The sequence below is a fragment of the Selenomonas sputigena ATCC 35185 genome (genome assembly GCF_000208405.1).
GTDB classification, from domain to species: Bacteria; Bacillota; Negativicutes; order Selenomonadales; family Selenomonadaceae; genus Selenomonas; species Selenomonas sputigena.
In genome coordinates this window covers 451,185-476,447 of the sequence record NC_015437.1, presented here as the reverse complement: position 1 = coordinate 476,447, position 25,263 = coordinate 451,185, and the positions used below count along the sequence as shown (strand labels likewise).

The window sequence follows — 25,263 nt, the reverse complement described above, 5'->3', positions numbered from 1 at the left end:
CGATGAGTATCGGTCTTACGATTCGATCAGGGCGAAAAGGTCTTTGCCGCCCGAAAGAAGCGCCGTGCGGCAGATCTCGGCCTCCCTCGGCTCGACGGCGAGACCGAAGTCATGCGCCAGAAGCCCGATCGCCTCGCCAGGCTTCAGACTGCCCTCAGGCGTGACGGCGATGGCGAGAAAGAGCAGCAGATCGCCGCCCTCTTTTTCCACACGGATTTCCTTCAGGTACGCCTTCGCGTCGACCTCGCGCGTCTTCTTCGGCAGGACGCGCCGATAGATGGCCTCGGGCGCAGCGAAGAAGGCAGCGACAGCGCGCCGCGCCTCCTCCTCCGCGCCCGCATAAGGCACGCGCACGCGGTACTCGGCGCGGTCGACCGCCGCCATCAGCGACTTCGCCTTGCCCTCGTACGGGACGAGGCGACCGAGGCGCACGCCCGACGGCAGGGCGGTGGCGAGCCTGTCCCACGCCTCGGGCTGCGCGACGGGGCGCGAAAGCTCCACGTCCATGACCTCCGCCTCGCTCGTCACGCCCACGGCGAGCGCCGAGGCGAACGAGAACTTCATGTGCGGGTTGAACCCCTCCGAATAGACGACAGGCAATTTGGCGCGGCGGATCGCCCGCTCGATGAGCGCAGCGTAATCGAGATGGGAGATGAAGCGGATCTCCTCGCCCTTCGTCAAGAGTGCGCGCAGCTTCATGCTTCTCCCCTCCAATCGACGACGTCGCAGCCAAGCTCGGGACAGACGCCGCAGCCCGTACACGTTTCGCGCCGGCAGTCATGCGTGAGCGCCGCTTCCTGTGCACGCTGCCACTCGCGGCGCAAAAAGTCCTCAGACACGCCCGGGCTCGTGTGCGCCCACGGCAGGACTTCTTCCAGATCGCGCGTGCGCCGGCTGTAGAACTCGGGCGCAATGCCGCAGCGGCAAAAGGCGTCCTTCCAGACCTCGTCCTTGAACTGATCCGTCCAGCCGTCGAACTTCGCGCCGTTTCGCCACGCCGTCTCAATGACGGCTGAGAGCCTGCGATCGCCGCGTGACAGCGCTCCTTCGAGGACGCTCGCGCGTGCGTCATGGTAGTGAAACGAGATCGCGCGATCGCGTATGCTCTCCTTCAAAAGCCGCTGTCTTCGCTCGAATTCTTCCTGCGGCACCTGCGCGAACCACTGGAACGGCGTGTACGCCTTGGGCACGAAGCACGAGACGGACACCGTGACCTTGACGCCGCGCTTTCCCTTGACTTCCTTGTAGCAGTCGACGACTTTCTGCGCGAGTTCTGCGATGCCGACGATGTCCTCGTCCGTCTCGGTCGGCAGACCCATCATGAAGTAGAGCTTGACCGCCTTCCAGCCCTGCTCGAACGCCGTGCGCACCGAGTGCAGCAAGTCGTCTTCCGTCACGTTCTTGTTGATGACGTCTCTGAGGCGCTGCGTGCCCGCCTCGGGCGCAAACGTCAGGCCGCTCTTTCGCACCTGCTGCAATCGCTCGGCGATGTCGACGGAGAAACTGTCGATGCGCAAAGACGGCAGGGAAAAGCTCACGCGCTCGCCCTGAGTGCCGGCAAGAAGCCCGTCGACGAGCGGCGAGAGGCACGAGTAGTCGGCGGACGAGAGCGACGTCAAGGACATCTCGTTGTAGCCCGTCGAGTCGAAGAGGGTGCGTGCCAAGGATTCGAGCGTCTCGGGACGGCGCTCGCGCACGGGGCGGTACGCCATGCCCGCCTGACAGAAGCGGCAGCCGCGCGTGCAGCCGCGGAAAAGCTCGAGCATGAGGCGGTCGTGCACGATGCCGAGGTACGGCACGACGGGCTTTTCCAAAAAGGGCGCGGCATCGAGATCCTTGACGACGCGCCGATAGATTTGCGGCGAAGCTGCCGCATCGAGGATGCGAAGCCCCGTGAACATGCCCTGCGCATCGTACTCGGGCGCATAAAAGGACGGCACGTAGACGCCCGGAATCCGCGCAGCGCGGCGCAGGAAGCCGCGCCTGCCGTCCGGGCGACCCTCCTTCTTCCAGGCGATCAAGGCGTCGCACACCTCGACGACGATTTCCTCGCCGTCGCCGAGCACGAAGAAGTCGAAGAAGTCGGCGATCGGCTCCGTGTTGTATACGCAGGGGCCGCCGCCGATGACGAAGGGCTGCTCGTCCGTGCGCTCCGCCGCATGGAGCGGCAGCCCTGCGAGGTCAAGCATGTTGAGCGTGTTCGTGATGAGAAGTTCGTACTGCAGCGAGAAGCCGAGGATGTCGAAGGAAGAAATCTCCCGGAAGGTTTCGAGCGAAAAGAGCGGGATGCCGCGGCGGCGCATTTCCTCTTCCATATCGAGCCAAGGCGCATAAACACGTTCCGCCGCGATGTCATCGCGGCGGTTCAAAATCTCATAGAGAATCTTCAGCCCGAGGTTTGACATGCCGACCTCATAGACGTCCGCCATCGCGAGCGCGATGCGGCAAAGGACGGCGGCGGAGTCCTTCGGCTGCGCGTTCCATTCACCGCCCGTATAGCGTGCGGGTTTCTCGACAGCCTGAAGCATCTCCTGTTCCAACTTGACCATAAATCCTCCCCGGAATAATTCCTTTCTCAGAATACAAACTTTGCCTTGCGCATGTGGATGTTGAGCAAGATCGTGATCGCGATCAAATTCGTCGTCAGCGAACTGACGCCGTAGCTCATGAGCGGCAGCGGTATGCCCGTGACGGGCATGATGCCCGTCGTCATGCCGACGTTGACGAGCACATGGAAGGCGAGCATCGAGGTGATGCCGACGGCGAGCAGCCGGCCGAAAGTGTCGCTCGCGTCACGCGCGATCTTCACGCCGCGCCAGAGCACGACGAGGTACAAAAGAAGCAGCGCCGCCGCACCGACGAAGCCCAGTTCCTCGCCGACGACGGCGAAGATGAAATCCGTGTGGTTCTCGGGCAGGAAGTTCAGCTGGCTCTGCGTACCGCCGAAAAGCCCCTTGCCGAAGATCAGTCCCGATCCGATGGCGATTTTCGACTGAATGATGTGATAGCCCGAGCCAAGCGGGTCGACACTCGGATCGAGAAAAACCTTGAGGCGCATCTTCTGGTAATCCTTCAAAAAGAGCCAGAGAAGGGGCGACGCCGCCACGCCCGCCGCAAAGCCTGCCGCCAGTATGCGAAGGTTCACGCCCGCGACGAACATCATGCCCAAGAGAATGGCGATGAAAACGAGCGACGTGCCGAGATCGGGCTGCTTGAGGACGAGGAAGAACGGCAGCGCCACATAGCCGAGGACGGGCAGGATGTCGCTCACGGTGTTGAGTTTTCCCACGCGATCTTCCAACATGGCGGCGAGCGCGATGATCATGATGATCTTCGAAAACTCCGACGGCTGCAGGGTGATGGGGCCGAGCTGAATCCAGCGCTGTGCGCCGAGCGCCGTCTGTCCGATGATCATGACGAGGAGAAGCATGACAGCGTTGAAGATGTAAAGATTCCTGCCATAATTCTGCAGCGCCTTGTAGTCAAAATTCATGAGGAATATGGCGAAGAGCACGTTCAAGACGACGAATGCGCCCTGCTTCTGCACGAACCAGTAGTGATCGCCGCCCGCCGTATTGATGTGCGTGGCGCTGCCGATGACGATGAGGCTCATGACGACGATCGCCGCCGTCGCACCGATCAGCGTGAAGTCCATGCGCCTGAGCCAACGCTTGTTCATTTTCCCCTGCGCCTCCTAGCGTCTGCTGCTTTCCTTGGGCTTCATTCGGCTCACGGGAATGTTCGCGATGAGCGCGACGGAATCCTGGTCGTTGGCGAGCGAGATCTCCATATCCTTCTGATTGATCTCCACATAGTTGGAAATGACGTGGATGATGTCGGTCTTAATCTTGTCCATGACCTCGGGCGAAACGCTCAGTCGATCATGAATCAGGACGACCTTCAGGCGATCATGGGCGATCTCACGCGACGACTTGCCCTGCTTGCCGAAAATCTTGAGCAAAGCTTCAATCATCACGCTTCCCCCTTCCGAGGATCATGTTCTTGAGCCGCTGCAGGAAGCTCTCGTTCGGCGTTTCAAGGAAGGGCACGTCCTCGCCCATGATGCGCGAGACGACGTTGGCATACGCCTTGCCCGCGAGCGAATTCGCATTGTCAATGACCGGCTCGCCGCGGTTCGCCGAATCGATGACCTTCTCATCGTCGGGAATCTGTCCAATGCACGGCAGGGACAGGATGTCGTTGATCGCATCCATGTCGAGCATCGTGCCGTCCTTGACCATCTGCGAGCGGATGCGGTTGACGACGAGCTTGATCTCCTTGCCGTCGTTCTGCAGTCTGCCGATGATCTTGTCGGCGTCGCGCACGGCGGCGATCTCGGGCATCGTGACGACGATCGCCCAATCCGCTGCGATGACCGCCGTCTGGAAACCCTGCTCGATGCCCGCCGGGCAGTCGACGAGGATGTAGTCGAACTCCTCCTTCATCTCAGCGATGAGCTCCTTCATCTGCTCGGGCTCGATCGCCGACTTGTCCGCGACCTGTGACGTCGGCATCAAAAAGAGCGTCTCATACTTCTTGTGGCGCACGAGCGCCCGCTTGTACGTCGTGCGCTTCTGGATGACGTCGACGAGCGTATAGACGATGCGGCGTTCGAGTCCAAGGAGCAAATCGAGATTCCTGAGCCCCGTATCGGTGTCGATGAGCACGACCTTCTTGCCGCGCTTCGCGAGTCCCACGCCAATATTCGCCGTGGTCGTCGTCTTGCCGACTCCTCCCTTGCCTGAGGTGATAACGATAACTTCTGCCATCGGCTGCTTCCTACCTTTCTATCGGTTCAATCACGATTCGTCCATCCTGCACGCTCGCCCTTTCGGCAAGCTCCGGCTTCTCATACTGCTCGGGCGACTGCGCTATGACGTCGGCGATGCGGATCTGCACGGGCATCAGGTGATCCGCGATGATGATGGCGTCCCTGTCGCCGTAAGCGCCCGCATGGACGATGCCGCGGCAGGTGCCGCGTATGTCGATGCTGCCGCCCGCGATGACCTGCGCCCCGGGGTTCACGTTGCCGAGAACGAGCACCGAGCCTTGGCTCTGCACCTCCTGTCCGCCGCGAAGCGTGCGGTTCACGACGAGCATCTGCACGTCCTTCTTGTCCGCGTCCGGCTCTGCCTTCATCTCAGAAGACTCCGCCCTCTTCCTGCCGAGGACGGCTCCCGCCCGCGCCGCTGCCGCCGCCCCGCTCACCGCGCTGACGGCAGGCTTCTTTGCATCAGCTTCTTCCTTCATCTCACGGAAGTACAAGCCGTGCTGCAGGAAGAGCTTCTTCAAAGCGAGGCTTTCCTTCGCCGTGAACGTCCCCGTGCGCCACTCGATGACCGTGCCGCGCCGGAAGAACAGGGCGCTCGATTCCAGCTTTTCACGAATCTCGCGCTCAACAACAGAAAACTCGGGCTTTCCTGCCAGCACGAGCAGAAGCCCCGTCTTCAGCCCCTTAAACAATACGCTTTCTTTCTCCATGATTTCCTCGCTTTTGCGTGCGTGTGCGGCGATGCGCCGCACGAAGGGTCAAGAAACGGCTTCGGTGCATTTGCCCTGTCGTTTCTCCTTGCTGTAATACGATTCTATTATATCAAGATTTCTGCCGCGCCGCCACTTCTTGCCGAACAGCTTTGACTTCGGGCGTATCGAGGCCAAAAGCCGCGTCGAGGATCTTCTTGCCGATCGGCACGGCGGACAGAGAGCCGAAGCCGCCCTGCTCGACGATGACCGCGACGACGATCGTCGGGCTGTTGAACGGCCCGTAGGCGACGAACCAGCCGTGGTCGCGCCCGTGCGAGTTCTCCGCCGTGCCCGTCTTGCCCGCGATGTCGATGGGATACTTCGCACCAAAGGCCGACGCCGCTGTGCCGTACTTCGTGACGTCCCTGAGCCCCTGCTGCACGAGCGCGATGACCTCCGGGCGCACATCGAGCCTGCCGATGCGCTTGGGCTTTATCGTCTCGACCGTACTGCCGTCAGGGCCTACGATGCGCTGCACGAGATGCGGCTGATAGCGGTCGCCGTTCGCTGCAATCGCCCCCATGATGGCGGCCGCCTGCAGCGGCGTCACAAGGTCGAATCCCTGCCCGATCGCCGCATCGAAGGTCTCCGACAGATACCAGTCGTCTTCGTAGACCTTCTTCTTGTACTCGCGGCTCGGCACGAGACCTTCGGCCTCGTAGGGCAGGTCGATGCCCGTCTTCGAGCCGACGCCGAACATGCGCGCGTACTCGCCCAGACGGTCGACGCCGAGGCGATTGCCCATCTCGTAGAAGTAGACATTATCCGAGTGGGCGAGCGCCTGGATGAAATTGATAGGGCCGAGCGCTTCGCCGCCCGCGTTTCCCTTCGGAATGATCCAATGACGTCCCGAGTCGTAGATGATCTCATTCGGCGAGACGACATTTTCCTGCAGTGCGGCAGTGCCCGTGACGATCTTGAAGGTCGAGCCCGGCGGATACTCGCCCGTGATCGCCTTGTTGTCCATCGGATGATACGGATTCTCGTTGATAACCTTCCAATCCTTCGTCGATATGCCGTTGACGAAGAGGTTCGGATCGAAGGACGGACGGCTCACGAGAGCGAGCACCTCGCCCGTCTGCGGATTCATGACGACCGCCGCCGCCGCGTTGGCGCCGATGGCGGAAAGCTGCTGATCGATGGCGCGTTCGGCGGCGACCTGGATCGTCGCATCAATCGTGAGGACGAGGTCGTTGCCCGCGACCGGCTCTTTCGTGCCGAGGTTGTTCACGGGCTTGCCCGCAACGTCGACCTCGACCTGCCTGCCGCCGTCCGTGCCGCGCACCGTCTTGTCGTAGACGCGCTCCAAGCCAAACTTGCCGACGATGTCGCCCGACTTGTAGCCTTCCGCCTTGCGCTTTTCCAGCTCCTCGTTACTGATCTCGCTGACGTAGCCGAAGACATGCGCCCCCCACGTCTTGTAGACGTAATCGCGGATCGGCTGCGCCTCGATCATGACGCCCGGATACTTGTCGCGCTGTTCCTCGATGATCGTATAGACCTCAGGGCCGATGTCCTGCTTGATGCGTATGGGATCGAAGCCGACATGCGCGTCGATCTTCTTGTGGATCTCTTCCGTCGGCACATGAAGGAGCACGGACAATCGCTCGATGACGTCCTCGGGAATCGTACCCGACAGTGGCAAAAGCGACACGGTGAAGCTCGGGCGGTTCATGACCAGAGGCGTGCCGTTACGGTCGAAGAAATTGCCGCGCGGCGCAACGCTCGGGATGATGCGGATGCGGTTGCCGTCCGCAAGGCTCGCATAATAGTCGCCGTCATAGATTTGGAGATAGACGAGCCGCAGCAGAAGCACGGCGATGACGGCGACGATGACGCCGCCGAGCACATGCATGCGCCCTGCATACTCGTTTTCATTTTCTTCCAAAGGTATATCTCCCCATTCAGACAAGAAGACGCCCCGCAAGGCGCCTTGATCTTTTCCCTGAGAGGCGCTGCGCCCCGGCCATTACTTTCGCCGCCCCAGCCACAACTGCATGCGGCTCGCCGCGCGATAGACGGGATAGGCGAAAAGAACGTTCCAGCAAAGCGCCGGAAGAAGTGTCTTGACAACATAGAGCAGACTAAAGCCGTAGCCGAGAAGCAGCATGAGAACGAGCACAAAGAAATAGTGCGCGGCCGTCGCCCACATCGTCGCCATCGCAGGCAGGAACACGGGATCCTTGAACACGTTGCGCGAAAATGCGCCCGTGGCATAGCCGATGATCGTCAAGGCGAAAACGTCCATGCCGAAGAACATGCCCGTGGTGAGATCCTGCAGGAGTCCCGTCATGAAGCCCAGAAAAGCACCGCGGCGCGCCCCGTAAAGGAGGCTCCACGAAACGGTCAGAACCAGCATGAGGTTCACCGAAACGCCGTTCCATGAAAATACGGGGAAAAATGAGGTCTGCAGGACGAAGAGCGCGATCACGAACGCAAGCCAAAAGAAGATCCTGCGATAGCTGATCATGGCCGCGCACCTGCCTCGCGCTTCTGTGCGCCCTGCGGCTGCACGGCAGGCTGGGCGTTCTGCTGTTTCGCCGGCTGCTTCGGCTGCGCCGGTGCGGCCGGCTGAGCAGGCGCAGGCGCAGGCTGCGATGCCGCGCGCTTCGCCGCTTCTGCTGCCGCCTTCTCTGCCGCCGGATCCGTCTCCGTGCCCGGCGTCTGCGCGGGCGGCGTGATCGGAGCGGGCGGCGCCTCGCGCGACGCCACGATGACAGCGACATCCTCCAAACGCTGGAAGTCGACGGCAGGCTCTAAGACGGCGTACTTCAACAGGCCGCCCTCGTCGTTCTTCAATGCCTTGACCGTGCCGACGAGAAGCCCCTTCGGATAGACGCCGCCGTAGCCCGACGTCACGACGACATCGTCCTCAACGACATCGGCAGACTTCGGAATGTTTTTCATGCGCGGCATCAGGGGATTGGCCGGATCGCCCTCGACGATGCCCGCGACGCGCGACTCCTGCCGCTGCACGATCGTGCCGACGGCGGCGCGCGGGTCGAGGATCAGCCGCACCTTCGAGGAGTACGGCGCGGCCTCAACGACGACGCCGACGAGTCCCTTCTCCGTCACGACGGGCATGTTCTCATGCACGCCGCTCGCCGTACCGCGGTCGATGACGATGACGCCCGACCACGTCGCATAGTCGCGTCCGATGACGCGGGCCGCCACGAGGTCGAACTGCGTCTTCGTCTGCTTGTAGCCGAGAAGCGCCTTGAGGCGTGCATTTTCAGCGAGCGCTTCGTTCGCTTCGAGATTCTGCACGCGCAGCCCCTCCACCTCGTTCTTCAGCATACGATTCTGGTCGTAGACGTAATAGACTTCCCAAAACTCCGTACCGAGGCTATGGATCTTGTCTCCCACCCATGCCGTCGCGGACTGGAGGGGACGCAGCACCGTCGCGGCGGCGCGGCTCAGGAAAGGGGACTGAAACCTGCCCTTTCCCGCAAAGAACACGAGGCAGAGGACGCAGACGAGCGAAACGAGGAGCAGCCAGACCTTGCGGTTCGAGTCCTGGTCGTCTCTGCGTATGCGGCTCATTGTCTCAACTTCTTAGAGATCATCACGACGCGCTTTAGAAGCTCGATGTTTTCAAGCGACTTGCCCGTGCCTTCGCCGACACAGGACAAGGGGTCTTCCGCGATGAGGACGGGCATGCCCGTCTCGTGGCTCAGCAGTTTGTCGAGGTTCGTCAGGAGCGCGCCGCCGCCCGTCATCATGATGCCGTGATCCATGACGTCGGCCGCCAGCTCCGGCGGCGTCTTTTCGAGCGTGCCTTTGACGGCGTCGACGATCTTGTAGATCGGCTCGTTCAAGGCGTCCCTGACCTCGCTCGCGCGGATCGAGAGCGTCTTCGGCAGTCCGCTGACGAGGTCGCGGCCGCGGATGTCCATATCGCGGTCGACGTCGGGCGTCACGATGGCAGAGCCGATCGTGATCTTGATTTCCTCCGCTGTGCGCTCACCGATCATGAGGTTGTACTGACGCTTGATGTACTGCACGATGGAAGAGTCCATCTCGTCGCCGCCGATGCGGATCGAGCGGCTCGTAACGATGCCGCCGAGCGAAATGACGGCGATCTCCGTCGTGCCGCCGCCGATGTCGACGACCATGCTTCCCGTCGCCTCCTCGACGGGAAGACCTGCGCCGATCGCCGCCGCCATCGGCTCTTCGATGAGGTAGGCCTCACGCGCTCCCGCCTGCTGCGCCGCATCGATGACGGCGCGCTTTTCGACCTCGGTCACGCCCGAAGGCACGCCGACGACGACGCGCGGGCGCACGAAGGACTTCGTGTTCATCGACTTTCGGATGAAGTACTTGAGCATTGCCTGCGTCACGTCGAAGTCGGCGATGACGCCGTCCTTCATCGGACGGATGGCGATGATGTTGCCCGGCGTCCTGCCGATCATGCGCTTCGCGTCCTCACCGACAGCGAGCACCTCGCCGTTCTCACTCTTTATCGCTACGACAGACGGCTCGCGCAGAACGATGCCCCTGCCTTTCACATGCACCAATGTATTCGCGGTTCCAAGGTCGATGCCCATATCGCGGGACAAGCCACCAAAAAGACTCCACATGTTGAAATAAAACTCCCTTCTCTTCACACGCATCCCATAAAACACGTCTGCAAAAATCTGTCAAAAAGCCTTGTCAATCATAGATATAAGGGCTGATGAAGATACGATTTCTATTGTATCATACCTTCTTCTTTTAGGGAAATAAATTTATCATAACCTACGATGACGTGATCGAGCACGGGGATGTCCATGATCTCCCCCGCCTCGACCATGCGGCGCGTCACGGCGATATCCTCGCCGCTCGGCGCAGGGTCGCCCGACGGATGATTGTGAACGAGGATGACGGCAGCCGCCGACTGCTCGATCGCCGCCTGAAACACCTCGCGCGGATGAACGACGGAAGATGTGAGCGTTCCCACGGAGATCGTCTTCAGCGCAAGGATATGATTCTTCGCGTTCAAAAGCAGCACGGCGAAGTGCTCCCTGCGCTCGAAGCGAAAGCGCGGCATGACGTAGGAAGCAGCGTCGGCAGGGCCGTGCACGATCGTCCGCTCCTCCGCCGCCTTGAGCGCGAGGCGGCGTCCAAGTTCGACGGCGGCGAGGATCGTCGCCGCCTTCGCCATGCCCACGCCCTTGATGGACGAAAGCTCTTTCGCGCTCATCTGCGTGATGGCGGCGAGTCCGCGCTCCTTGTAGAGCGCGAGCACCTTCTCGGCGACGCGAAGCACCGAGTCGTCCTTGACGCCCGTGCGCAGGAGGACGGCGAGAAGTTCCGTGTTGGAAAGGCTCGCCGCGCCCTCGGCCAGAAGCCTTTCGCGCGGCCGCTCGTCGGCGGGCAGATCACGCACGAGAAGCGTCATAGAGATCGACCCCCGCTTTTTCTGCAAGATGAGCCGCCGCATGAAGCGGCAGTCCGACGACATTCGAGAACGAGCCTTCGATGCGTTCGACGAAGACGGCGGCACGCCCCTGCACAGCATAGGCGCCCGCCTTGCCCAAAGGCTCGCCCGTAGCGACGTAACGCGCGATCATCTCTTTTGAAAGCGCGGCAAAGAAGACGCGCGTCTTCTCGACCGTCGAGAACTCTTGGCCGCCCCTGCACCAGGCGACGCCCGTCAGAACGTCGTGCGCACGCCCCGAGAGCGCGGCGAGCATCTCGTGCGCCTCCCTCTCATCTGCAGGCTTGCCGAAGATGCGTCCGGCGAGCGCGACGACGGTATCAGCGCCGAGCACGGGAAGCGCCGCGTGCGCCGCCACGGCGCGTGCCTTGGCGAGCGCATTGACGCGAACAAGCTCCTCCGCCGTCTTCGCCTCGCGCACCTCTTCCGCCTCGCTCACTTCCACGCGGAACGAGGCGCCGATCTGCGCGAGAAGATCGCGGCGGCGTGGCGAAGCCGATGCCAGGATGAACATGAATATTCCTCCTCAATAACGTCGGAAAAGAACGAGCGCGACGATGACGCCGACGAGACTCATGATGTTCGGCGTGAAAGAAAGGCCGAAACTGACGCTGACGACGAAGAGATCGATCGCCACGGGCGCCAAGACGAACGCCGGATGCGTCTCGGAAAGAAGCGGCGCAATCGAAGAAAGCGCCTCCACGCCGCGCAGAGCTTCGCCCAAGAGTCCGCCGAGCACCGCGCCGGTAAAAACAAATACGGCGCACATGCCGAAGCCGCGCCCCGAAGAAAATTTCACAGAAAATCCCTCCAAAGGAAACACCGCTTGCCTCGACGATTCAGAAAATCGCGGATTCATTCAACCGCCCATCTCTCTACATCCAGGCGACTTCATTTATCAGCGATCCCTCAGCGAATGCATCGACAGTCAAACGGCGCTGCACAATGATTTTGATTGCTCCTGCCTCTTTTCTAGCCGCGCGGCATAAATCCTGCTCGACTAAGGTCATTTCTTTCGCGTGCCGCACAGAAAGAAAAAAGGGGAGCTGTGCATAAGTCGAATTTGACTCATGCAACAGCCCCCTCTTTGGGTGTATGTGCAAGCATCTTTTTCAAAACAGCGGACGTTTGTGCGCGTATTTACAGCAGATGATGCACCTTTGCCAACTGCTCGATCTTCTTGATCGACCATTGAGATATATCGGCGATGCTCGTGAGATCGTATCCTTTCTTCAGCATGGAAAGGATCATGCCAGATTCTCCCTGCTCAATACCTTGCTCAATGCCCTGCTCAATGCCCTGCTCAATGCCCTGCTCAATGCCGCGCTCGAAGATGCCTTCGCTCAAATTGCACATGGTGTTCATCTCCTTTTCCATATCGCCCGAAATGTCGAGATCGAATTCGGATTCGAGAATCTTCTTCTTTTCTGCCGCAGATTTTACTGTGTCGCGAAATAAGAGCTTCAGGAAGCGGACGAGCTCATTGCCCGAATCATCCGCACCGAGGTAAATCATGATGATGTTCAGCAGGTCATAATCGCTTTTTTCTGCCTTCGTGCGATGCAGAAAGTGACGCTCCTGCATATCGTAGAAGTTGATGGCGCTCTTGTCATCAGGCGCATCCATACAGATCCAGACAGAATAAACCTTCTTGATGTCATTATAGTTTGATTTTGCAAACTCCGTTTCCTTCTGGGAGGAAATCAAGCGGCAGGCATAGTATATGGCTCGCCGCAGCAGCGCGTAACCAAGACGGCTGTTCGACTGCGTCTTCTGCGCCTCAATGTTGACGATCAAGGTGATACGCGCACCTGTCTGAGGCACTTTTGCACGGAACAGAATGTCGAAACGAATCCATCCTTCCGTGGGGCTGGCGCTCTCCGTATTGTCTCCGCGAATCTCCTTCGGAATCCGCCTTGCAGCGTTCGTCTTGTCCATATCGATGGGGATAGCGCCGATTTCCGGCTCGCCCTCGATGCATCGACCAATGATGGTCGCGAGATCCATTTGGCGAAATTCGGGAACGACTCCCTTGAGGATTCGCGCCACGACATCCTTTTGCGCGAGCAGACGCTTAGCATGCTGATCGTAGGCAGGGTTCGCATAGCCAAGCAGCAAATCCTCGGGCGTGATGTTCGATGACGTCATGACGGACAGCCTCCTTTTTCCTTTCTCTACTATCATACCATGATCCGGGAAGCTTCGCCAGAAATTCTTCCCATGTGCATCAGTGACAGACAGGGGTGATGAAGAAGGCGCTTTTCCACACGAAAAAGGGGCCGTTGCACATGATTTGTGCGACAGCCCCAAAAATACAGATTACATGAGATAGCGCAGGTATACGTAGACCGTCGACGTGAGGATCGTCAAGATCATCAACGGGAAGCCGACCATCATGAAGCGGACGAACGTCATGGGGACGCCCCTCTCCGCCGCCATGCCCGCGACGATAACGTTCGCGGACGCACCGATGATCGTGCCGTTGCCGCCGAGGCAGGCGCCGAGCGCAAGGCTCCACCAGACCGGCTCAAGATTCGAGACGCCCATCGCACCCATGTCCTGAATCAGCGGAATCATCGTCGCAACAAACGGAATATTGTCGAGGAACGCCGAAACGATCGCGCTCATCCACAGGACGAGCATCGACGTCTTCGTCACGTCGCCGCCCGTAAGGTTGACGCCCTGCACCGCAAGATCGCGGATGACGCCCGTCTCCACGAGGCCGCCGACGGCGATGAAGAGACCGATGAAGAAGAAGATCGTCGGCCACTCGACGCCGTGCATCGCGTGCTCGACGAACTCTTCCTTGCCAACCAGAAGGAGCAGGAGGAACGCGCCCGCAATCGCGATGAGCGAAGACTCAAGCCCCGTAAGCGAATGGAGGAAGAACATCAAGATGACCAGGCCGAGCACGAACAGACACTTCCTGAGAAGCGGGATGTCTTTGAGCTCATCCCACTCGTTCTCCTGCATCACGAGAGCCTTGAGCTCCGGCTTCGTCGTCAAATGCTTGCGGTAGAGCAGGACGAAGATCGCCGTGATGAGGATGAGGTTGATGATCGAGATGATCGCGAGGTTCTCAATGAACGCCGCAAATGTCAGCTCCTTGACGGCGCTGCCGATCATGATGTTCGGCGGATCGCCAATGAGCGTCGCCGTGCCGCCGACGTTCGACGCGATGACCTGCGCCAAAAGATACGGCATGACATCGACATGGAGCTTCGTCGTGATGCTGAACGTGACCGGAACCATCAAGAGAACCGTCGTCACGTTGTCGAGGAACGCCGAGCAAATGGCCGTGATCAGCGACAGGTAGACCAAGAGATTCACGGGATCGGCCTTCGCCTTCTTCGCCGCCCAGACGGCGATAAAGTTGAAGAGTCCCGTCTTGCTCGTGATGGCAACGATGATCATCATGCCGATCAGAAGCCCGAGCGTGTTGAAGTCGATGTGGTGGACGGCGGTCTCCTGCGTCATGATGCCCATGATGATCATGAGGATTGCGCCGATCATCGCAATGATCGTGCGGTGGATCTTCTCAGAGACGATCACCGCATACATCGCGACGAAGATGATACCAGCTATTGTTTCCTGTTCCATAAAAACCTCCTTGAATTTGCCTGCCCACGGGCAGTCTCCTGCACTTTCTATCCGCCTTCCCCCGTCAAGCTGGAGAGGCAGGGAAACGACGGACAGCCGACCGAAAAATAGACGGAGCCCTTGGTTGAACAGACTCCGCCTAAATTTCACTTATTGAATTGTCCTGCGCCTATTATAGCAGATTATCGTGAGTTTGGAAAGAGGTCACACCTATCTATATCATTTCATCTTGTTTCCTATTGCATTGAGCCTCACTTCACATGCATCTTGCGCTGATCCGACGAAATTCGCTTCCTCCATTCCCCTTACAGATACTCCTCCAGTTTCTCCCGATCCAGAATATGAATCGTGCGCGACTCCACCGCGAGGATCCCCTCCTTCTGCATGGCGCTCAGCTCGCGCGAAAGCGCCGGGCGCGACACTGCGAGGTAGATCGCCGTGGACTCGCGGCTCTCGGGCAGGCAGATCTTTCCTTCTGCCTGCTGCGGCTGCAGCATCAAGTAGCGTGCGATTTTGCCGCGCAAAGAGCCGCTCGCAAGCACCTTTAGCATATTGTTCATCTGGTACGCCTTGCGTGCGAAATCGCGCAGAAGATTGCGCTGCAGGAGTCCCTGCAGGCGCACGCGCTGCGCTCTTTCCGGATCGTCTGCCTCGCCGAAATCGTCCTCCGCCGCACCCTGCGTCAGCATGCGGCTCGAAATCTCCAAAAGCTCCGTCGCTGCGAGCGCCTGCGTGAACATATCGTAGGCATGGCGTTCGATGAAGAGATATACCTCGCCGAACATCACGCCCGGTTTCCGTATCTCCCCTAGAAAGATCTGCCGCCCCGAATACGTGTCCTTCAGTATGCGCACAGCGCCCGAAACGAGCAGAAAAAGGCGCTCGGGCACATCACCCTCATGGAAGATGATCTCCCCCTTCTTGTAGTGCACGAGGCGCACTTGGCTCGACGCGAGAAGCGCCTCGACATCATCATCCGTCATGCCGCGCGCAAGGCTCGTCCCCTTGAGCTGCTCCTTGATTTCCTGACGCATGTCTGCCTCCTAGAACTCTTAGTCTCGGACGAGAACCTTCTCGATCTCCGCCACATACATCGTATGGTAATCCTTCTCCGGATACCACTTTGCATCACATTCGCGCTCAATGAAGCACTCGGGCTTCATCTCCTGTGCATAGAGCTTGCGGCAAAGGAGCGCCAGACGCGCCTCCGAAAAGTAGGTGAATCCTCCTTCTGAAAGCGGCGTAAGTCCCACCTTCTCGATCTTCGCCTCATCGCGCCCCGACACCGTGCCGAGGTAGTTCAAGACCTTGCGCTTCGACTCGTCGAGCACGGAAAGCGTGAAGCCATCCGCCCCATCGACGAACTCCTTCGTATAGCGCTGCGGACGGATGAAGATGAATACGACAGACTTGCCCCAGAGCACGCCCATGCCGCCCCAAGAAGCCGTCATCGCGTTCGCCTTGCCATCCTTCTCGCCGCAGACGACGAACCAATCCTTGCCGATCAGCGTAAATACATTATCCTGCAAATCCTGCGGCTGAATCTCCTTGAATGCCATATTGTGTTCCTCCTCCATTGGTTGCTCAGGCTCTATTCACCTTTCCTCCATCTGCCTTTTCCTTCTTGAAAAGAAGCATATTGATCTTATAGTAGATTGCCCGTTTCCTCGTTTTCACAAGATCCTTCTGCGGAATCTTGTCCAATCTTTTCTGAATCGTCGCCCGCGATCTTTTCAGCACCTTCTCCAACTCTTGTATCGTAATACCCTGCCCATAAAATAAAGCAGCCTGAAGCAAAATGTAATACAAATCTTTCGTCAGCGCATCCTCCAAATTCATTTCTTCGATCTGCTGGCGATACCGCTCCACCTGCTCCTTCTTCCGCTCCAATATTCGTACAGTATCGTCAATCGACTCCGCAATGAATCGTATGAACTCTTCCACGAACAACGTCATCTCTGCTCGGTTGAGCTCACTGTCCGTTTCCTCGAAAAGTTTGTAATACCTCTTCTGATGCTTCTTGAAAATAACGGACAGCCGAACCGTTGCCAAAGGATGAAGATGCTTCCCCAGGAAATACGCCGTTATAAAGCGCACCGTTCTTCCATTTCCATCATAAAAGGGATGAATATAAGCAAAAAAATAGTGGAATACAGCCGTCCGAATCAATACGGGAATCTTCTCATCATGAAGAACAGCCAACGCCTTTTCCATCTCTTCTATAATTCGTGCTTCAGGAAAAATCCCTTGGTGCACAGTACGTTCCGTCGGGGAAGCAATATCAACAGAATCCTTGCGGAATATTTCTCCATCCAATTCATTTCGCGGATCGTCACGAATGACCTCTTCATGTGCAAATTCATCATAAAACTTACGGATGTCATGGCTTGTTTCAAAGGCGATCTTTTCCTTTGAAAGCAGTCCCCGATACTTTTGGACAATACTCTCCAAACGGTGGGATTTCCGTATCCCCCCATCAAGGATTTCCTTGATTTCACGCCTAGTACTCCGAACGCCTTCGATATCGTTCGTCGACTTCACTTCATCTACGATGCACAAGAGCGAAAACTGCCGCAGAATAACATGCGGCACCGTATTGACGAGGTACAGAAACACCTCATACGATTTATAAATGCGCTCCATGAGCAAAAACATCTCTTGCGTAAGGCACAAGAATGCCGGATACGACGTTTTATGTTTATACTGTTTAATCCATATATCGAAGTGATAGGCCGCCTCAGATTGACAACGCGCCTGATATACTGCCTCTACGTCCTCCGTCTTTTTGTAGTATATCTTCTTCAGGCTCTTGTATGCCATTTCCCCCTACACCTGACCTTTACTAAAATGGGCATTTTTATAAAGATGAAAGCTTGATGTTTATAAAAATGCCTATTTCTATAAACGTCAAGCTTTCATCAAAGCCATCTCTCCCGCAGATCCTCCGCCAGCTGCTCGAACATCGCGATGAACTTCTCCTGACTGTCACGAATGATGGAAAGCGCGATCGGTTCACTGTAAGAATGCGCCACATTGTTACGCGCCTGCAAGGCCGCAAGCCAAAGTTCTTCATCCTTGACCATCCGCGCCTGATACGCCAGCTTGATGACGCTCTTCGGCGAGCCGCTCTTATGCTCGCCATAGCCGCTCGCCTCCAACTGCTCCTTCATCGCCTTCCATGCCTGCTCGAAGCATATCTCGAAAAGCGACACCATGCCCGCCGTCGCAATCGTATCATAGGGAGGCTTCTTCCCCTCGATCTCCTTGAGATTCTGTAGCGCTTTGAGGAAATTCTCTGCCTTTTTCATAAAGCAAAACACCATCCCTTTGAATCTCTTCCAAAAGCTCCGGCTGCACAGGACCATCCAAGTTGACAACATCGAACATCAGGAGCGTCGGCAGCTCTTCGTCTACATCGAGCGAAAACCGCACAACGTCGCCGCCTGCAACCGCGAGATCGACATCGCTGCGCTCCCAGTTGTCGCCGCGCGCCCGCGAGCCGAAGAGCACGACACGCGACAAGCCGTACTTGCGTGCGAGCCGCACGATCCCCTCACGGATAGGATTCGGCAGATTCATCGAAAAACCTCCCAGTCTGATCCTTCGGCTTGACCTCTTGGGGCTTCATGGTAATATTTCTGCTTGCTGCTTCGCGGCGTTTCCGGCAAAGTCATGCGAAGTGCGCCGGAAGCCAGCAACGGACGTATATATCGCCGCTGCACATATCCCACGGTAGCGATTCCCAAGAATGCCGCGATCTCTGCTCTTGTGCGCGGAACCTTGCAAAAAGCCAACAAATCCTGCTCGCCAAGCGAAAAGCTCTCTCTCACAGATTCTGATTCCCGCTGATTGAAAAACGTAACGACAAACTCATCGCGCCTATTCTCAAATTGCGGCTCAGGCAGACCAAAGGCGTGCATTTCCCGATACATCGTCGGAATCCCCGAATAACGATTTTCTGCCTCGATGATCATTTCCGCCATAACTGCGAGCGCCGGATTGCGCAGATCCAATTTCGCCTTTCCCAACTGCTCAACCGTCATGCGTCCGTACAAACTGCCTGGACTATGAATCTCCAATCGATCTGTAAACATGTAGATCTGAATCGGCGCCCCTTCCGTATAAATGCTGTAATCTCGATGAATGAGTGCATTGAGCACAGCCTCACGAATAGCCGCAACAGGATACTCCGTCCGATCGCACCGTCTGCCGGTCCCCTTATCAATACTCACCTGTGTCTTCATATTGCGCCGACAGAAAACAAGCGCCTCAGCAAGCATCTCGGCCAGAGTTCCTTCTATGCGCTTATTATCCAAGAAACGTGCATCATTCTCATCCGTCGCACCAACTTCCTTGCCTGGAACGACAACTGCCGTAATGCAAAACTGCGTGAGAAACCCCTGCGGATATATACCAAAATTCAGCAGAGCCGCCAACGTAGGCTTGCCGTCGCGCAGCACATTCAGCAGCTCATAGGCACGTTCACGCGGAATCTGTGCAAACCCTGGACGCTCTCTGCATTTCTCCTGCCAATAGGCCTCGGTCGCTTCCAACCGCAGATCTTCGCTCCTTGCCCGAGCTACTGACCGTTCATCATCATGCAGATGCTTGCGAAACGCTTCAAAGCTGTAAAGCTCATACTCCGACATGCAGTAATCGGCATCCCCGACACGCACATAGGAACCCTTCACTCGCCCCTTGCCCTTATAATAGCAAGGTCTCTCCGATAAGTCCAAACCAGGAATTTCCGCAGAGCAAACATCGAGGCCATCCACTTCCGCCACGGTAAAGACCGCTCGCACAGGAGGCTCCATCTGCAGGCATTGCTCTCCAACCTTCTTTTGCAAATCATGCAGATCATATACACCCACAAGAGCGAAATCTTGTTCTTCATCAATGCCAAATAGCAACGTCCCGCCACCATCCTGATTGGAAAAGCTCGATAACGTATCATAAAGATGACGCGGGCATCCTTCATGCGCAGCTTTGACCTCCAACATCTGCGTTTCCGTTTTTTTCTGCAAAACCCAACGCGTCAATCCAACGAGATCTTCTATAATCATTTTACTTTTCCTCCATATCAGTAAGCTACACGCACAAACGTCCACTTCGTGGACATTGTGCGCCGCCCTTACAAAAGCCTAGCCAATCGGTCTGCGCCTTCGGCTTGACCTCTTGTGGCTTCATGGTAAAATGATAACAGAAACATCAATTCTATTCAATGATTTTACATGTTTTTATAACAATTTATAGTTTGTTATCTAAAATATATAATAACAACACAATAATATAACAAGATTTATATCTTTGTTATATTCCATCCATCATACGCCAAAAATTCCATTTCCGTTTTATATCATCGTATTCTCATCTTTCGTCCTCTTCCCATCGTGCTGCCACTTCCCCCTCCAGCGCCGCCAGCATCGCAAAGTACTTGCCCTTTACAGCCACATAAATCACCTGCGCCGTTTGCTCGTTGTATGTATGCGCAGACAACTTCCGCTTTTCGAGCATATCAAGCCACGCTTCCGCCTCTTGCACCAGCCCCTGCTTCCACCCCTCGCGTATGCTGGCCCGCGGACTGCTGACCTCGATTCCCTCGTAGGAAAGCACCGTTTTCATCAGCTTCCATGCCAGCTCAAAGCAAAACTCGAAGAGCTGAATCGTCGCGTCAAGGTACAAATTCAACGTCAGAAGTCGCCCGTGCCTCCCCCCGCGCTCGCGAACCGAAAAGCTTCACCCAATGAAACCCCGTCTTTTGCGCGTAGAAGATGCGATAAATCGCTTTCCAATGTTCCGACGGCAGACCGTACACGCCTCTCACCTCGACTACCGTCAGGTATCTGTTAGCAATTCTGAAGATTTTCCAGATAACAAAGCCACGCATCGAAATGGCAGCATTTTTCACGCATAACATGCAAACCAATATTTTCCGCAATCTTATAACCATCAGGAACTTTATCATAATCCTCACATATTTTTAAGATACGTTTCGATGGTGCAGTATTCGGACTATTATTGATATGTTCTGGCGTAGGAAAACACCTGCTGATTTCACGCAAGGACTCCATCTGCTGATGGTTCAAATCACAAAATGAAAACGCATCTACATTTGAAAACAAAAGCGTCTCATATTCATGCAGCAATAGGTTCGGATAAAAGTTTTCTTCGCTAATATCTTCCGCGATTTTCCGTTCTACAAATTCCACCATCCGATATACATCATCTTTCGGCGCTTCTCTATATCCTGGAGTTTCTGCAGGAAGTCCATAATAATCCAGCATTGTTGTGACAATCGCTCTAGTGTCTTCCCTGCAAAGATCGCGAATATCTTTTCGTATGCGACTATACTTGGAAACACCATCGCAAGGAATTGCCGTAAGATAGATTTGCTTTTCAACAAAAGAAGGAACCAAGATATTCTTGATAAACGTTTCCTCCGATAATCCCTCACAATAAATCTTGATGCGCACCATATCAAGGACGCCCCCCAAAAATATTTCGTTTCCACAAATCTCCCAAAGTATAATCTTCTGCAATCCAGAAAGACAATGCCTCGCTGTTCAAGCGACGAAAAGTGGATGTGGCGTCCTTATGCTCGACGACGATGATGTCATTCGCTTGAAATTCATTCAGCAATTCTACGGACTGTGTCGAGACAATGATCTGTTTTTTCCGAGAGGCCTTCTTTATCAACGAGGCTAAAAGCTGAATCGCGTAAGGATGCAATCCCAATTCAGGCTCATCAATCAAAATAGTTTCCGGCTGAAGGTACGTTGGCTGTAAAAGCAATACTGCCAAACAAATAAACCGCAGCGTTCCATCCGATAATTGGGAAGCCATAAACGGCAGATCGCTGCCTTTCGCCCTCCACTCCAAGTCAATGCTTTTCGGATTCAACGGATTCTCGCGCAAGATAAAATCATCAAAATACGGCGCTGCCATCTGCACGACACTGACAATACGATAATAAGATTTTTCTTCTGTTTTTTGCAGGCGATAAAGAAATGCCGCTAGATTCCTTGCGTCCGTCGCCAGTTCAATGTTGTCATTAATACCATGAATCTGCTTCACCAATGCCGTATCGCTCGTATCGTGAAAATGATACACTCGCCATTTCTGTTTCTCTAAAATCGGCTTTACATATCGATCGATTCCCGTGTGTGTACCTTCGCGCCAAACAGATTCCATATTGCCACAGCCAATGGAACGCTCATCACTTTTCGTCCAGTAAAAAACCTCATCGCCAATCATCAAACGATTATCCGCCGTAGCCTCAAGAGAAAAGCCATAGCCATTGTTGCCGAAGTAAAAAGCAGCGCTTAATGCTTCGGTTCTTTTACGCCCCCAATGCAAGAACGTATCCGGACCGCCTTTTTTAGCGACATACGATTGCAGTCGCCCCTCAATCATTGCCTGTAGAAGCGAAAACAAGGAAATTAAATTCGTCTTACCCGAACCATTGCTGCCAATCAAAACATTCAACATACCAAACTCTATTTCCGTCTCTTGAATGGACTTGAATCCCAACACCTTAAGCCTCGTCAGCTGGAATTGATTCATACAATCCCCCTCCCGCATTTCTCTAGCGCAATATCTTCCCCATATTCTCCGCAATCTGCGCGTCCACATCATCCAAGAAGGCAAAACGCCTGCGGTAGACTGCACGCTTCCTCGTCGGCACTTCCTCCATCGTCTTTCGCGTCTCGACGAGCGGCAGTTCATAGAAGCGTGCATCCGCCAGCACCTGACCGCCCGCTTCTTCCCAGAAAGTGCCGAAATCCGTCTTGAGCTTGCGGTCGCGGCGGATATGATTGTTCGCGTAATAGCCCTCATTCGACACGGCATAGATGTGCTTAAGCCCCAAAGATCTTGCGACGGCCTGCGCCATATAGAGAATGAGATTCTTCGTGCGGTAGGCATGACACGCCTTCGTCACCTGTTTGACGACATCCTTGGCATTTTCCATATTCGGCCCCTGCATCGCACCGATCCACATCGCCATCTCGCCATCCGGCGCTTTGTTCAGCCAGAAGATGATCTGATAGAGCGCACTCTCACCAAGCCGCAGCATAACGGAAAGAAGCCCCTCCTTACGCTGTCCCGGCTCGAAAAGAAGAAACGCTGCAAGCTCTTTTTCCATACACGACTCGCCACGCCAAAGAAGCATCTGCTCATGCCGATACAAGGCAAGCAAAACATGCTCGTCCAACACATCGCATAAAAATCCTATATGCGCCTCAACAAGCGCGGCGCGTTCCTCAAATGTGGACTTGTTATAAAAAAACGCCCGCGTCGGCTGCTCATAAACGAAAGGACACACATCCGCCACCTGCTGCAAGACTGCATCCTGATGAAAAAAATCATCAATCTGCCGCATCCGCGAGCGATTCGCCATCGCACGAGCACAAAACACCACACAGCGACGCGCTTCGCGCGGATTTGACATATTGTATATTTTCTTCCCTAAGCTCCAAAAACTTTGCACAGCTGTTCTCCTTAGCCTCCAAACCCATTTCATCAAAAAATCACCGATAAGCCAAAAGCCACACCAAGGGGCAATGCCACATTTATCATTGCTTTTTTTAAATCAAATTCGCTCATAGTTCTCAGCCATGATACATATACGGATACTTCTTCGCAAACCATTCAATCCACGGAATATCCATATCCTCCAAGGTACATTTTTTCAAATACTCATCTCGCCACCAAATATAGCCCTTCTCCAGTGCGTCTTCGATCACTTGATTCTGCTCTTCTTCTGGCAAACCATAAATGGGATTGCACATTCCGTCGGATGTCGAGTTAATCTTATTGCGAATCATCTTCAAACCACCCAAAGATGAAAAGTGCCAGCCGCCGTATACCAGCGGAAATTGATTGCGCCGTGAACGCAGTTTTTGCATATCCACGATCTGCCCATATTCCGCAAGAATCAAACCGCACCAGTTCGAATCTCTTCGATAATTGATGAAAAAATTATACATCGCCTGCTCACATACCACAGGGCTATACCGCAAGAACTCCCGTATGGACGATCGCTTGCCCATATAAGGCACTGACCGCAAAAAACAACGCGTATTGCGCGACAAACCGCGCAGGCCTTCACGCTCTGCCACACGCTCGAACGTAGAAAAAATATGAACTTCACCCAAGCCATCTTCCACTTGTTGCAAAAGCTCCGGTGCAGCAAATTCATCGACATCAGACAAAAGGATAATATCATCGTCCTTGCAGTCAACAAGAGCATTCTTGATATAATTTCGCTGAAAAATCTCAATTGACCAGTCGCTGTCATATGGCATTTCTTCCTCAATTGCCACATAGCGAATTTTTTTCTCGTAAGGTGCAAAGAGCTTTTCATATTTAGGAAAATTGAACTCCTTGGGCTTATTTTGAAACGTACGATTTCCCTCGACAATGACAAACAAATCGACAACATCGTAAAGCATCTTCAAACGCCATTCAAGAAGTTCATATTCGTTATAAAACGTAAAACAATCGTAAATCGCCAATGTTCTGCATCCTCACTGTTCCATATCCCCGATTAAAATTCGCGAAAGCGTCCTCATCGCGGCGACTTCATAGAGCGCTGCCTCACGCTCCGTCGCAAGATCGTCCTGCGGCGATGCGATTCCCGGTAAAAGCTCCATGCGGTCGTCGTCGACATTGCCCATAGCTTCGCGACTGATCCAACAATCTGAGTTGAACGCATACTTCGTTCCTTCCGTCATGCTTCGTGCAATCGACGCGTACGAAAATCCCTCAGGTGCAATCAGCTCGATCAGCGTCGGAACAATCGCCGTATGCCCGCCCACAGCATCCTTGGGCAGGATATCCTTCGTCACTCCATTGCCATACAAGACGAACGGCACGCTTTCGTGCTCAAAAAGCGTCGGCTGCGCCGTCGGATCCATGCGAATCGAATGATCGCCCGTGATCACGAAAATGCTGTCCGGATAAGCTGCCATCGTCCTGCGCACAAAATCCGTCACCACCTTGTCCATATAGCGGTAGTGTCCCACTTCCAATGCCAGCTGCTTCGGCTGCTCCGTGCGTCCCTGCAGCGCACTTTCCAATTCTGCCGTATCAATGCCCTCTGCAGCAAGATCAATATCGTAAGGCGGATGATTGGAAATCGTCATGATGAGATGAACCGTCGGTTCTTCCTCTGCCAAATGATCGTAAAGTGCCTCGAAGAGATGACCGTCTGTCGTTCCCCAAACATTTTGCTGCGGCGCATTATAATCCGGCGCACCGTAAAATGCATCAAACCCTTGGGCGAGCGACAGTTTCTTGATGGAATCCCATTCCGGATATCCCCCATACCAAAACTCCACACGATAGCCCAAGCGCTGAAACTGCGGTGCCATCGAAGTGAGATACACCTCCCGAAAACTCTTCGGCTGATAATTCAAATCCATGCCTACATCGCTGAGGCCCGTCACAAGCCCCGTAATCGCCACGAGTGTAAATGTACCGTTCGGCATAAAAGACTGCGTATAAAAGGCTCGATCCTCAGCAATCAAACTCTTGATGCCATCGGCGCCATGAAGATCGGCATACTCGGGGAGCATCGGCCATTGCGCATACGTTTCGCCAAGGATGATGAAGATATGCTTCGGCTTCGGTAGTCGCGCCCCCCTCGCCGTGCGCGTGAGGCTCGCCTCAAGCCCCTCTCTCCTATTCATGTCCCCCCCTAGGAAACCCATGTATTCCTC

The 25,263-nt window shown here is 55.5% G+C and carries 27 protein-coding genes; all 27 read right to left on the bottom strand.

Going from position 1 to position 25,263, the window contains the following annotated elements:
• Window positions 1–15: 15 nt before the first annotated feature.
• Window positions 16–699: a TIGR03936 family radical SAM-associated protein gene (locus SELSP_RS02130; protein ID WP_006193611.1), complete on the bottom strand. Its 684-nt coding sequence runs from the start codon at window positions 697–699 to the stop codon at window positions 16–18.
• Window positions 696–2,549, bottom strand: a complete 1,854-nt coding sequence (locus tag SELSP_RS02125; protein ID WP_006193612.1) for a TIGR03960 family B12-binding radical SAM protein — start codon at window positions 2,547–2,549, stop codon at window positions 696–698. Before SELSP_RS02125 ends, SELSP_RS02130 begins: the two co-directional genes overlap by 4 nt.
• 26 nt (window positions 2,550–2,575) lie before the next feature.
• On the bottom strand, window positions 2,576–3,679 hold the full coding sequence (rodA, locus tag SELSP_RS02120) for a rod shape-determining protein RodA (protein WP_006193613.1): 1,104 nt from the start codon (window positions 3,677–3,679) through the stop codon (window positions 2,576–2,578).
• 15 nt (window positions 3,680–3,694) lie between these two features.
• Window positions 3,695–3,973 (bottom strand): cell division topological specificity factor MinE, encoded by a 279-nt coding sequence (gene minE, locus SELSP_RS02115; protein ID WP_006193614.1) that lies wholly within the window; start codon window positions 3,971–3,973, stop codon window positions 3,695–3,697.
• A complete protein-coding gene (gene minD / locus SELSP_RS02110; RefSeq protein WP_006193615.1) occupies window positions 3,966–4,769 on the bottom strand; it encodes a septum site-determining protein MinD in 804 nt (267 codons plus the stop codon). Before minD ends, minE begins: the two co-directional genes overlap by 8 nt.
• A gap of 10 nt (window positions 4,770–4,779) precedes the next feature.
• Entirely contained in the window at window positions 4,780–5,481 is a 702-nt protein-coding gene (gene minC / locus SELSP_RS02105; RefSeq protein ID WP_006193616.1) for a septum site-determining protein MinC, read from the bottom strand.
• 112 nt (window positions 5,482–5,593) lie between these two features.
• A complete protein-coding gene (mrdA, locus tag SELSP_RS02100) occupies window positions 5,594–7,378 on the bottom strand; it encodes a penicillin-binding protein 2 (RefSeq protein ID WP_006193617.1) in 1,785 nt (594 codons plus the stop codon).
• A 114-nt stretch (window positions 7,379–7,492) separates the two neighbouring features.
• Entirely contained in the window at window positions 7,493–7,993 is a 501-nt protein-coding gene (gene mreD / locus SELSP_RS02095; protein ID WP_006193618.1) for a rod shape-determining protein MreD, read from the bottom strand.
• Window positions 7,990–9,066: a rod shape-determining protein MreC gene (gene mreC, locus SELSP_RS02090; protein ID WP_006193620.1), complete on the bottom strand. Its 1,077-nt coding sequence runs from the start codon at window positions 9,064–9,066 to the stop codon at window positions 7,990–7,992. The genes mreD and mreC overlap by 4 nt, the downstream gene beginning before the upstream one ends.
• Complete coding sequence (locus tag SELSP_RS02085; protein ID WP_013740576.1) at window positions 9,063–10,103, bottom strand: rod shape-determining protein; 1,041 nt, start codon at window positions 10,101–10,103, stop codon at window positions 9,063–9,065. The genes mreC and SELSP_RS02085 overlap by 4 nt, the downstream gene beginning before the upstream one ends.
• Before the next feature lie 110 nt (window positions 10,104–10,213).
• Window positions 10,214–10,903, bottom strand: coding sequence for a RadC family protein (radC, locus tag SELSP_RS02080; protein ID WP_006193622.1), 690 nt, complete (start codon window positions 10,901–10,903; stop codon window positions 10,214–10,216).
• A complete protein-coding gene (locus tag SELSP_RS02075) occupies window positions 10,884–11,456 on the bottom strand; it encodes a Maf family protein (RefSeq protein ID WP_006193623.1) in 573 nt (190 codons plus the stop codon). Before SELSP_RS02075 ends, radC begins: the two co-directional genes overlap by 20 nt.
• A gap of 12 nt (window positions 11,457–11,468) precedes the next feature.
• Window positions 11,469–11,741: a DUF4321 domain-containing protein gene (locus SELSP_RS02070; protein WP_013740575.1), complete on the bottom strand. Its 273-nt coding sequence runs from the start codon at window positions 11,739–11,741 to the stop codon at window positions 11,469–11,471.
• Window positions 11,742–12,082: 341 nt separating this feature from the next.
• Window positions 12,083–13,090 carry a nuclease gene (locus tag SELSP_RS02060; protein ID WP_013740574.1) on the bottom strand — a complete coding sequence of 336 codons (1,008 nt, stop codon included), beginning with the start codon at window positions 13,088–13,090 and terminating at the stop codon, window positions 12,083–12,085.
• A 171-nt stretch (window positions 13,091–13,261) separates the two neighbouring features.
• Window positions 13,262–14,542 (bottom strand): ArsB/NhaD family transporter, encoded by a 1,281-nt coding sequence (locus SELSP_RS02055; RefSeq protein WP_013740573.1) that lies wholly within the window; start codon window positions 14,540–14,542, stop codon window positions 13,262–13,264.
• 305 nt (window positions 14,543–14,847) lie between these two features.
• Window positions 14,848–15,576 (bottom strand): Crp/Fnr family transcriptional regulator, encoded by a 729-nt coding sequence (locus SELSP_RS02050; protein ID WP_006193629.1) that lies wholly within the window; start codon window positions 15,574–15,576, stop codon window positions 14,848–14,850.
• An 18-nt stretch (window positions 15,577–15,594) separates the two neighbouring features.
• The gene (locus SELSP_RS02045; protein ID WP_013740572.1) at window positions 15,595–16,101 is read right to left on the bottom strand and encodes a flavin reductase family protein; all 507 of its coding nucleotides are present in this window, start codon (window positions 16,099–16,101) and stop codon (window positions 15,595–15,597) included.
• 25 nt (window positions 16,102–16,126) lie between these two features.
• Window positions 16,127–17,362, bottom strand: a complete 1,236-nt coding sequence (locus SELSP_RS02040; protein ID WP_006193631.1) for a Fic family protein — start codon at window positions 17,360–17,362, stop codon at window positions 16,127–16,129.
• A gap of 98 nt (window positions 17,363–17,460) precedes the next feature.
• Window positions 17,461–17,850: an HI0074 family nucleotidyltransferase substrate-binding subunit gene (locus SELSP_RS02035; RefSeq protein ID WP_013740571.1), complete on the bottom strand. Its 390-nt coding sequence runs from the start codon at window positions 17,848–17,850 to the stop codon at window positions 17,461–17,463.
• On the bottom strand, window positions 17,777–18,121 hold the full coding sequence (locus tag SELSP_RS02030; RefSeq protein ID WP_006193634.1) for a nucleotidyltransferase family protein: 345 nt from the start codon (window positions 18,119–18,121) through the stop codon (window positions 17,777–17,779). Before SELSP_RS02030 ends, SELSP_RS02035 begins: the two co-directional genes overlap by 74 nt.
• The gene (locus SELSP_RS02025) at window positions 18,118–19,605 is read right to left on the bottom strand and encodes an ATP-binding protein (protein WP_006193635.1); all 1,488 of its coding nucleotides are present in this window, start codon (window positions 19,603–19,605) and stop codon (window positions 18,118–18,120) included. The genes SELSP_RS02030 and SELSP_RS02025 overlap by 4 nt, the downstream gene beginning before the upstream one ends.
• A gap of 304 nt (window positions 19,606–19,909) precedes the next feature.
• A complete protein-coding gene (locus SELSP_RS02020) occupies window positions 19,910–20,230 on the bottom strand; it encodes an HI0074 family nucleotidyltransferase substrate-binding subunit (protein ID WP_013740570.1) in 321 nt (106 codons plus the stop codon).
• 158 nt (window positions 20,231–20,388) lie between these two features.
• On the bottom strand, window positions 20,389–21,018 hold the full coding sequence (locus SELSP_RS11855; RefSeq protein WP_006193637.1) for a DUF4276 family protein: 630 nt from the start codon (window positions 21,016–21,018) through the stop codon (window positions 20,389–20,391).
• Window position 21,019: 1 nt separating this feature from the next.
• On the bottom strand, window positions 21,020–22,105 hold the full coding sequence (locus SELSP_RS02005) for an AAA family ATPase (protein ID WP_013740569.1): 1,086 nt from the start codon (window positions 22,103–22,105) through the stop codon (window positions 21,020–21,022).
• Between the two features lie 22 nt (window positions 22,106–22,127).
• Complete coding sequence (locus SELSP_RS02000; protein WP_013740568.1) at window positions 22,128–23,030, bottom strand: VirK/YbjX family protein; 903 nt, start codon at window positions 23,028–23,030, stop codon at window positions 22,128–22,130.
• A gap of 121 nt (window positions 23,031–23,151) precedes the next feature.
• Window positions 23,152–24,057 (bottom strand): glycosyltransferase family 17 protein, encoded by a 906-nt coding sequence (locus SELSP_RS01995; protein WP_006193641.1) that lies wholly within the window; start codon window positions 24,055–24,057, stop codon window positions 23,152–23,154.
• Between the two features lie 12 nt (window positions 24,058–24,069).
• On the bottom strand, window positions 24,070–25,233 hold the full coding sequence (locus SELSP_RS12380; protein WP_232362382.1) for an LTA synthase family protein: 1,164 nt from the start codon (window positions 25,231–25,233) through the stop codon (window positions 24,070–24,072).
• Window positions 25,234–25,263: the final 30 nt, after the last annotated feature.

Excerpts from the sequence above, each read along its gene's own strand:
- SELSP_RS02130 (WP_006193611.1), bottom strand. The coding sequence starts at position 699 with ATGAAGCTGCGCGCACTCTTGACGAAGGGCGAGGAGATCCGCTTCATC.
- SELSP_RS02125 (WP_006193612.1), bottom strand. The coding sequence starts at position 2,549 with ATGGTCAAGTTGGAACAGGAGATGCTTCAGGCTGTCGAGAAACCCGCA.
- rodA (WP_006193613.1), bottom strand. The coding sequence starts at position 3,679 with ATGAACAAGCGTTGGCTCAGGCGCATGGACTTCACGCTGATCGGTGCG.
- minE (WP_006193614.1), bottom strand. The coding sequence starts at position 3,973 with ATGATTGAAGCTTTGCTCAAGATTTTCGGCAAGCAGGGCAAGTCGTCG.
- minD (WP_006193615.1), bottom strand. The coding sequence starts at position 4,769 with ATGGCAGAAGTTATCGTTATCACCTCAGGCAAGGGAGGAGTCGGCAAG.
- minC (WP_006193616.1), bottom strand. The coding sequence starts at position 5,481 with ATGGAGAAAGAAAGCGTATTGTTTAAGGGGCTGAAGACGGGGCTTCTG.
- mrdA (WP_006193617.1), bottom strand. The coding sequence starts at position 7,378 with ATGCATGTGCTCGGCGGCGTCATCGTCGCCGTCATCGCCGTGCTTCTG.
- mreD (WP_006193618.1), bottom strand. The coding sequence starts at position 7,993 with ATGATCAGCTATCGCAGGATCTTCTTTTGGCTTGCGTTCGTGATCGCG.
- mreC (WP_006193620.1), bottom strand. The coding sequence starts at position 9,066 with ATGAGCCGCATACGCAGAGACGACCAGGACTCGAACCGCAAGGTCTGG.
- SELSP_RS02085 (WP_013740576.1), bottom strand. The coding sequence starts at position 10,103 with ATGTGGAGTCTTTTTGGTGGCTTGTCCCGCGATATGGGCATCGACCTT.
- radC (WP_006193622.1), bottom strand. The coding sequence starts at position 10,903 with ATGACGCTTCTCGTGCGTGATCTGCCCGCCGACGAGCGGCCGCGCGAA.
- SELSP_RS02075 (WP_006193623.1), bottom strand. The coding sequence starts at position 11,456 with ATGTTCATCCTGGCATCGGCTTCGCCACGCCGCCGCGATCTTCTCGCG.
- SELSP_RS02060 (WP_013740574.1), bottom strand. The coding sequence starts at position 13,090 with ATGACGTCATCGAACATCACGCCCGAGGATTTGCTGCTTGGCTATGCG.
- SELSP_RS02055 (WP_013740573.1), bottom strand. The coding sequence starts at position 14,542 with ATGGAACAGGAAACAATAGCTGGTATCATCTTCGTCGCGATGTATGCG.
- SELSP_RS02050 (WP_006193629.1), bottom strand. The coding sequence starts at position 15,576 with ATGCGTCAGGAAATCAAGGAGCAGCTCAAGGGGACGAGCCTTGCGCGC.
- SELSP_RS02045 (WP_013740572.1), bottom strand. The coding sequence starts at position 16,101 with ATGGCATTCAAGGAGATTCAGCCGCAGGATTTGCAGGATAATGTATTT.
- SELSP_RS02040 (WP_006193631.1), bottom strand. The coding sequence starts at position 17,362 with ATGGCATACAAGAGCCTGAAGAAGATATACTACAAAAAGACGGAGGAC.
- SELSP_RS02035 (WP_013740571.1), bottom strand. The coding sequence starts at position 17,850 with ATGAAAAAGGCAGAGAATTTCCTCAAAGCGCTACAGAATCTCAAGGAG.
- SELSP_RS02030 (WP_006193634.1), bottom strand. The coding sequence starts at position 18,121 with ATGAATCTGCCGAATCCTATCCGTGAGGGGATCGTGCGGCTCGCACGC.
- SELSP_RS02025 (WP_006193635.1), bottom strand. The coding sequence starts at position 19,605 with ATGATTATAGAAGATCTCGTTGGATTGACGCGTTGGGTTTTGCAGAAA.
- SELSP_RS11855 (WP_006193637.1), bottom strand. The coding sequence starts at position 21,018 with ATGGTGCGCATCAAGATTTATTGTGAGGGATTATCGGAGGAAACGTTT.
- SELSP_RS02005 (WP_013740569.1), bottom strand. The coding sequence starts at position 22,105 with ATGAATCAATTCCAGCTGACGAGGCTTAAGGTGTTGGGATTCAAGTCC.
- SELSP_RS12380 (WP_232362382.1), bottom strand. The coding sequence starts at position 25,233 with ATGAATAGGAGAGAGGGGCTTGAGGCGAGCCTCACGCGCACGGCGAGG.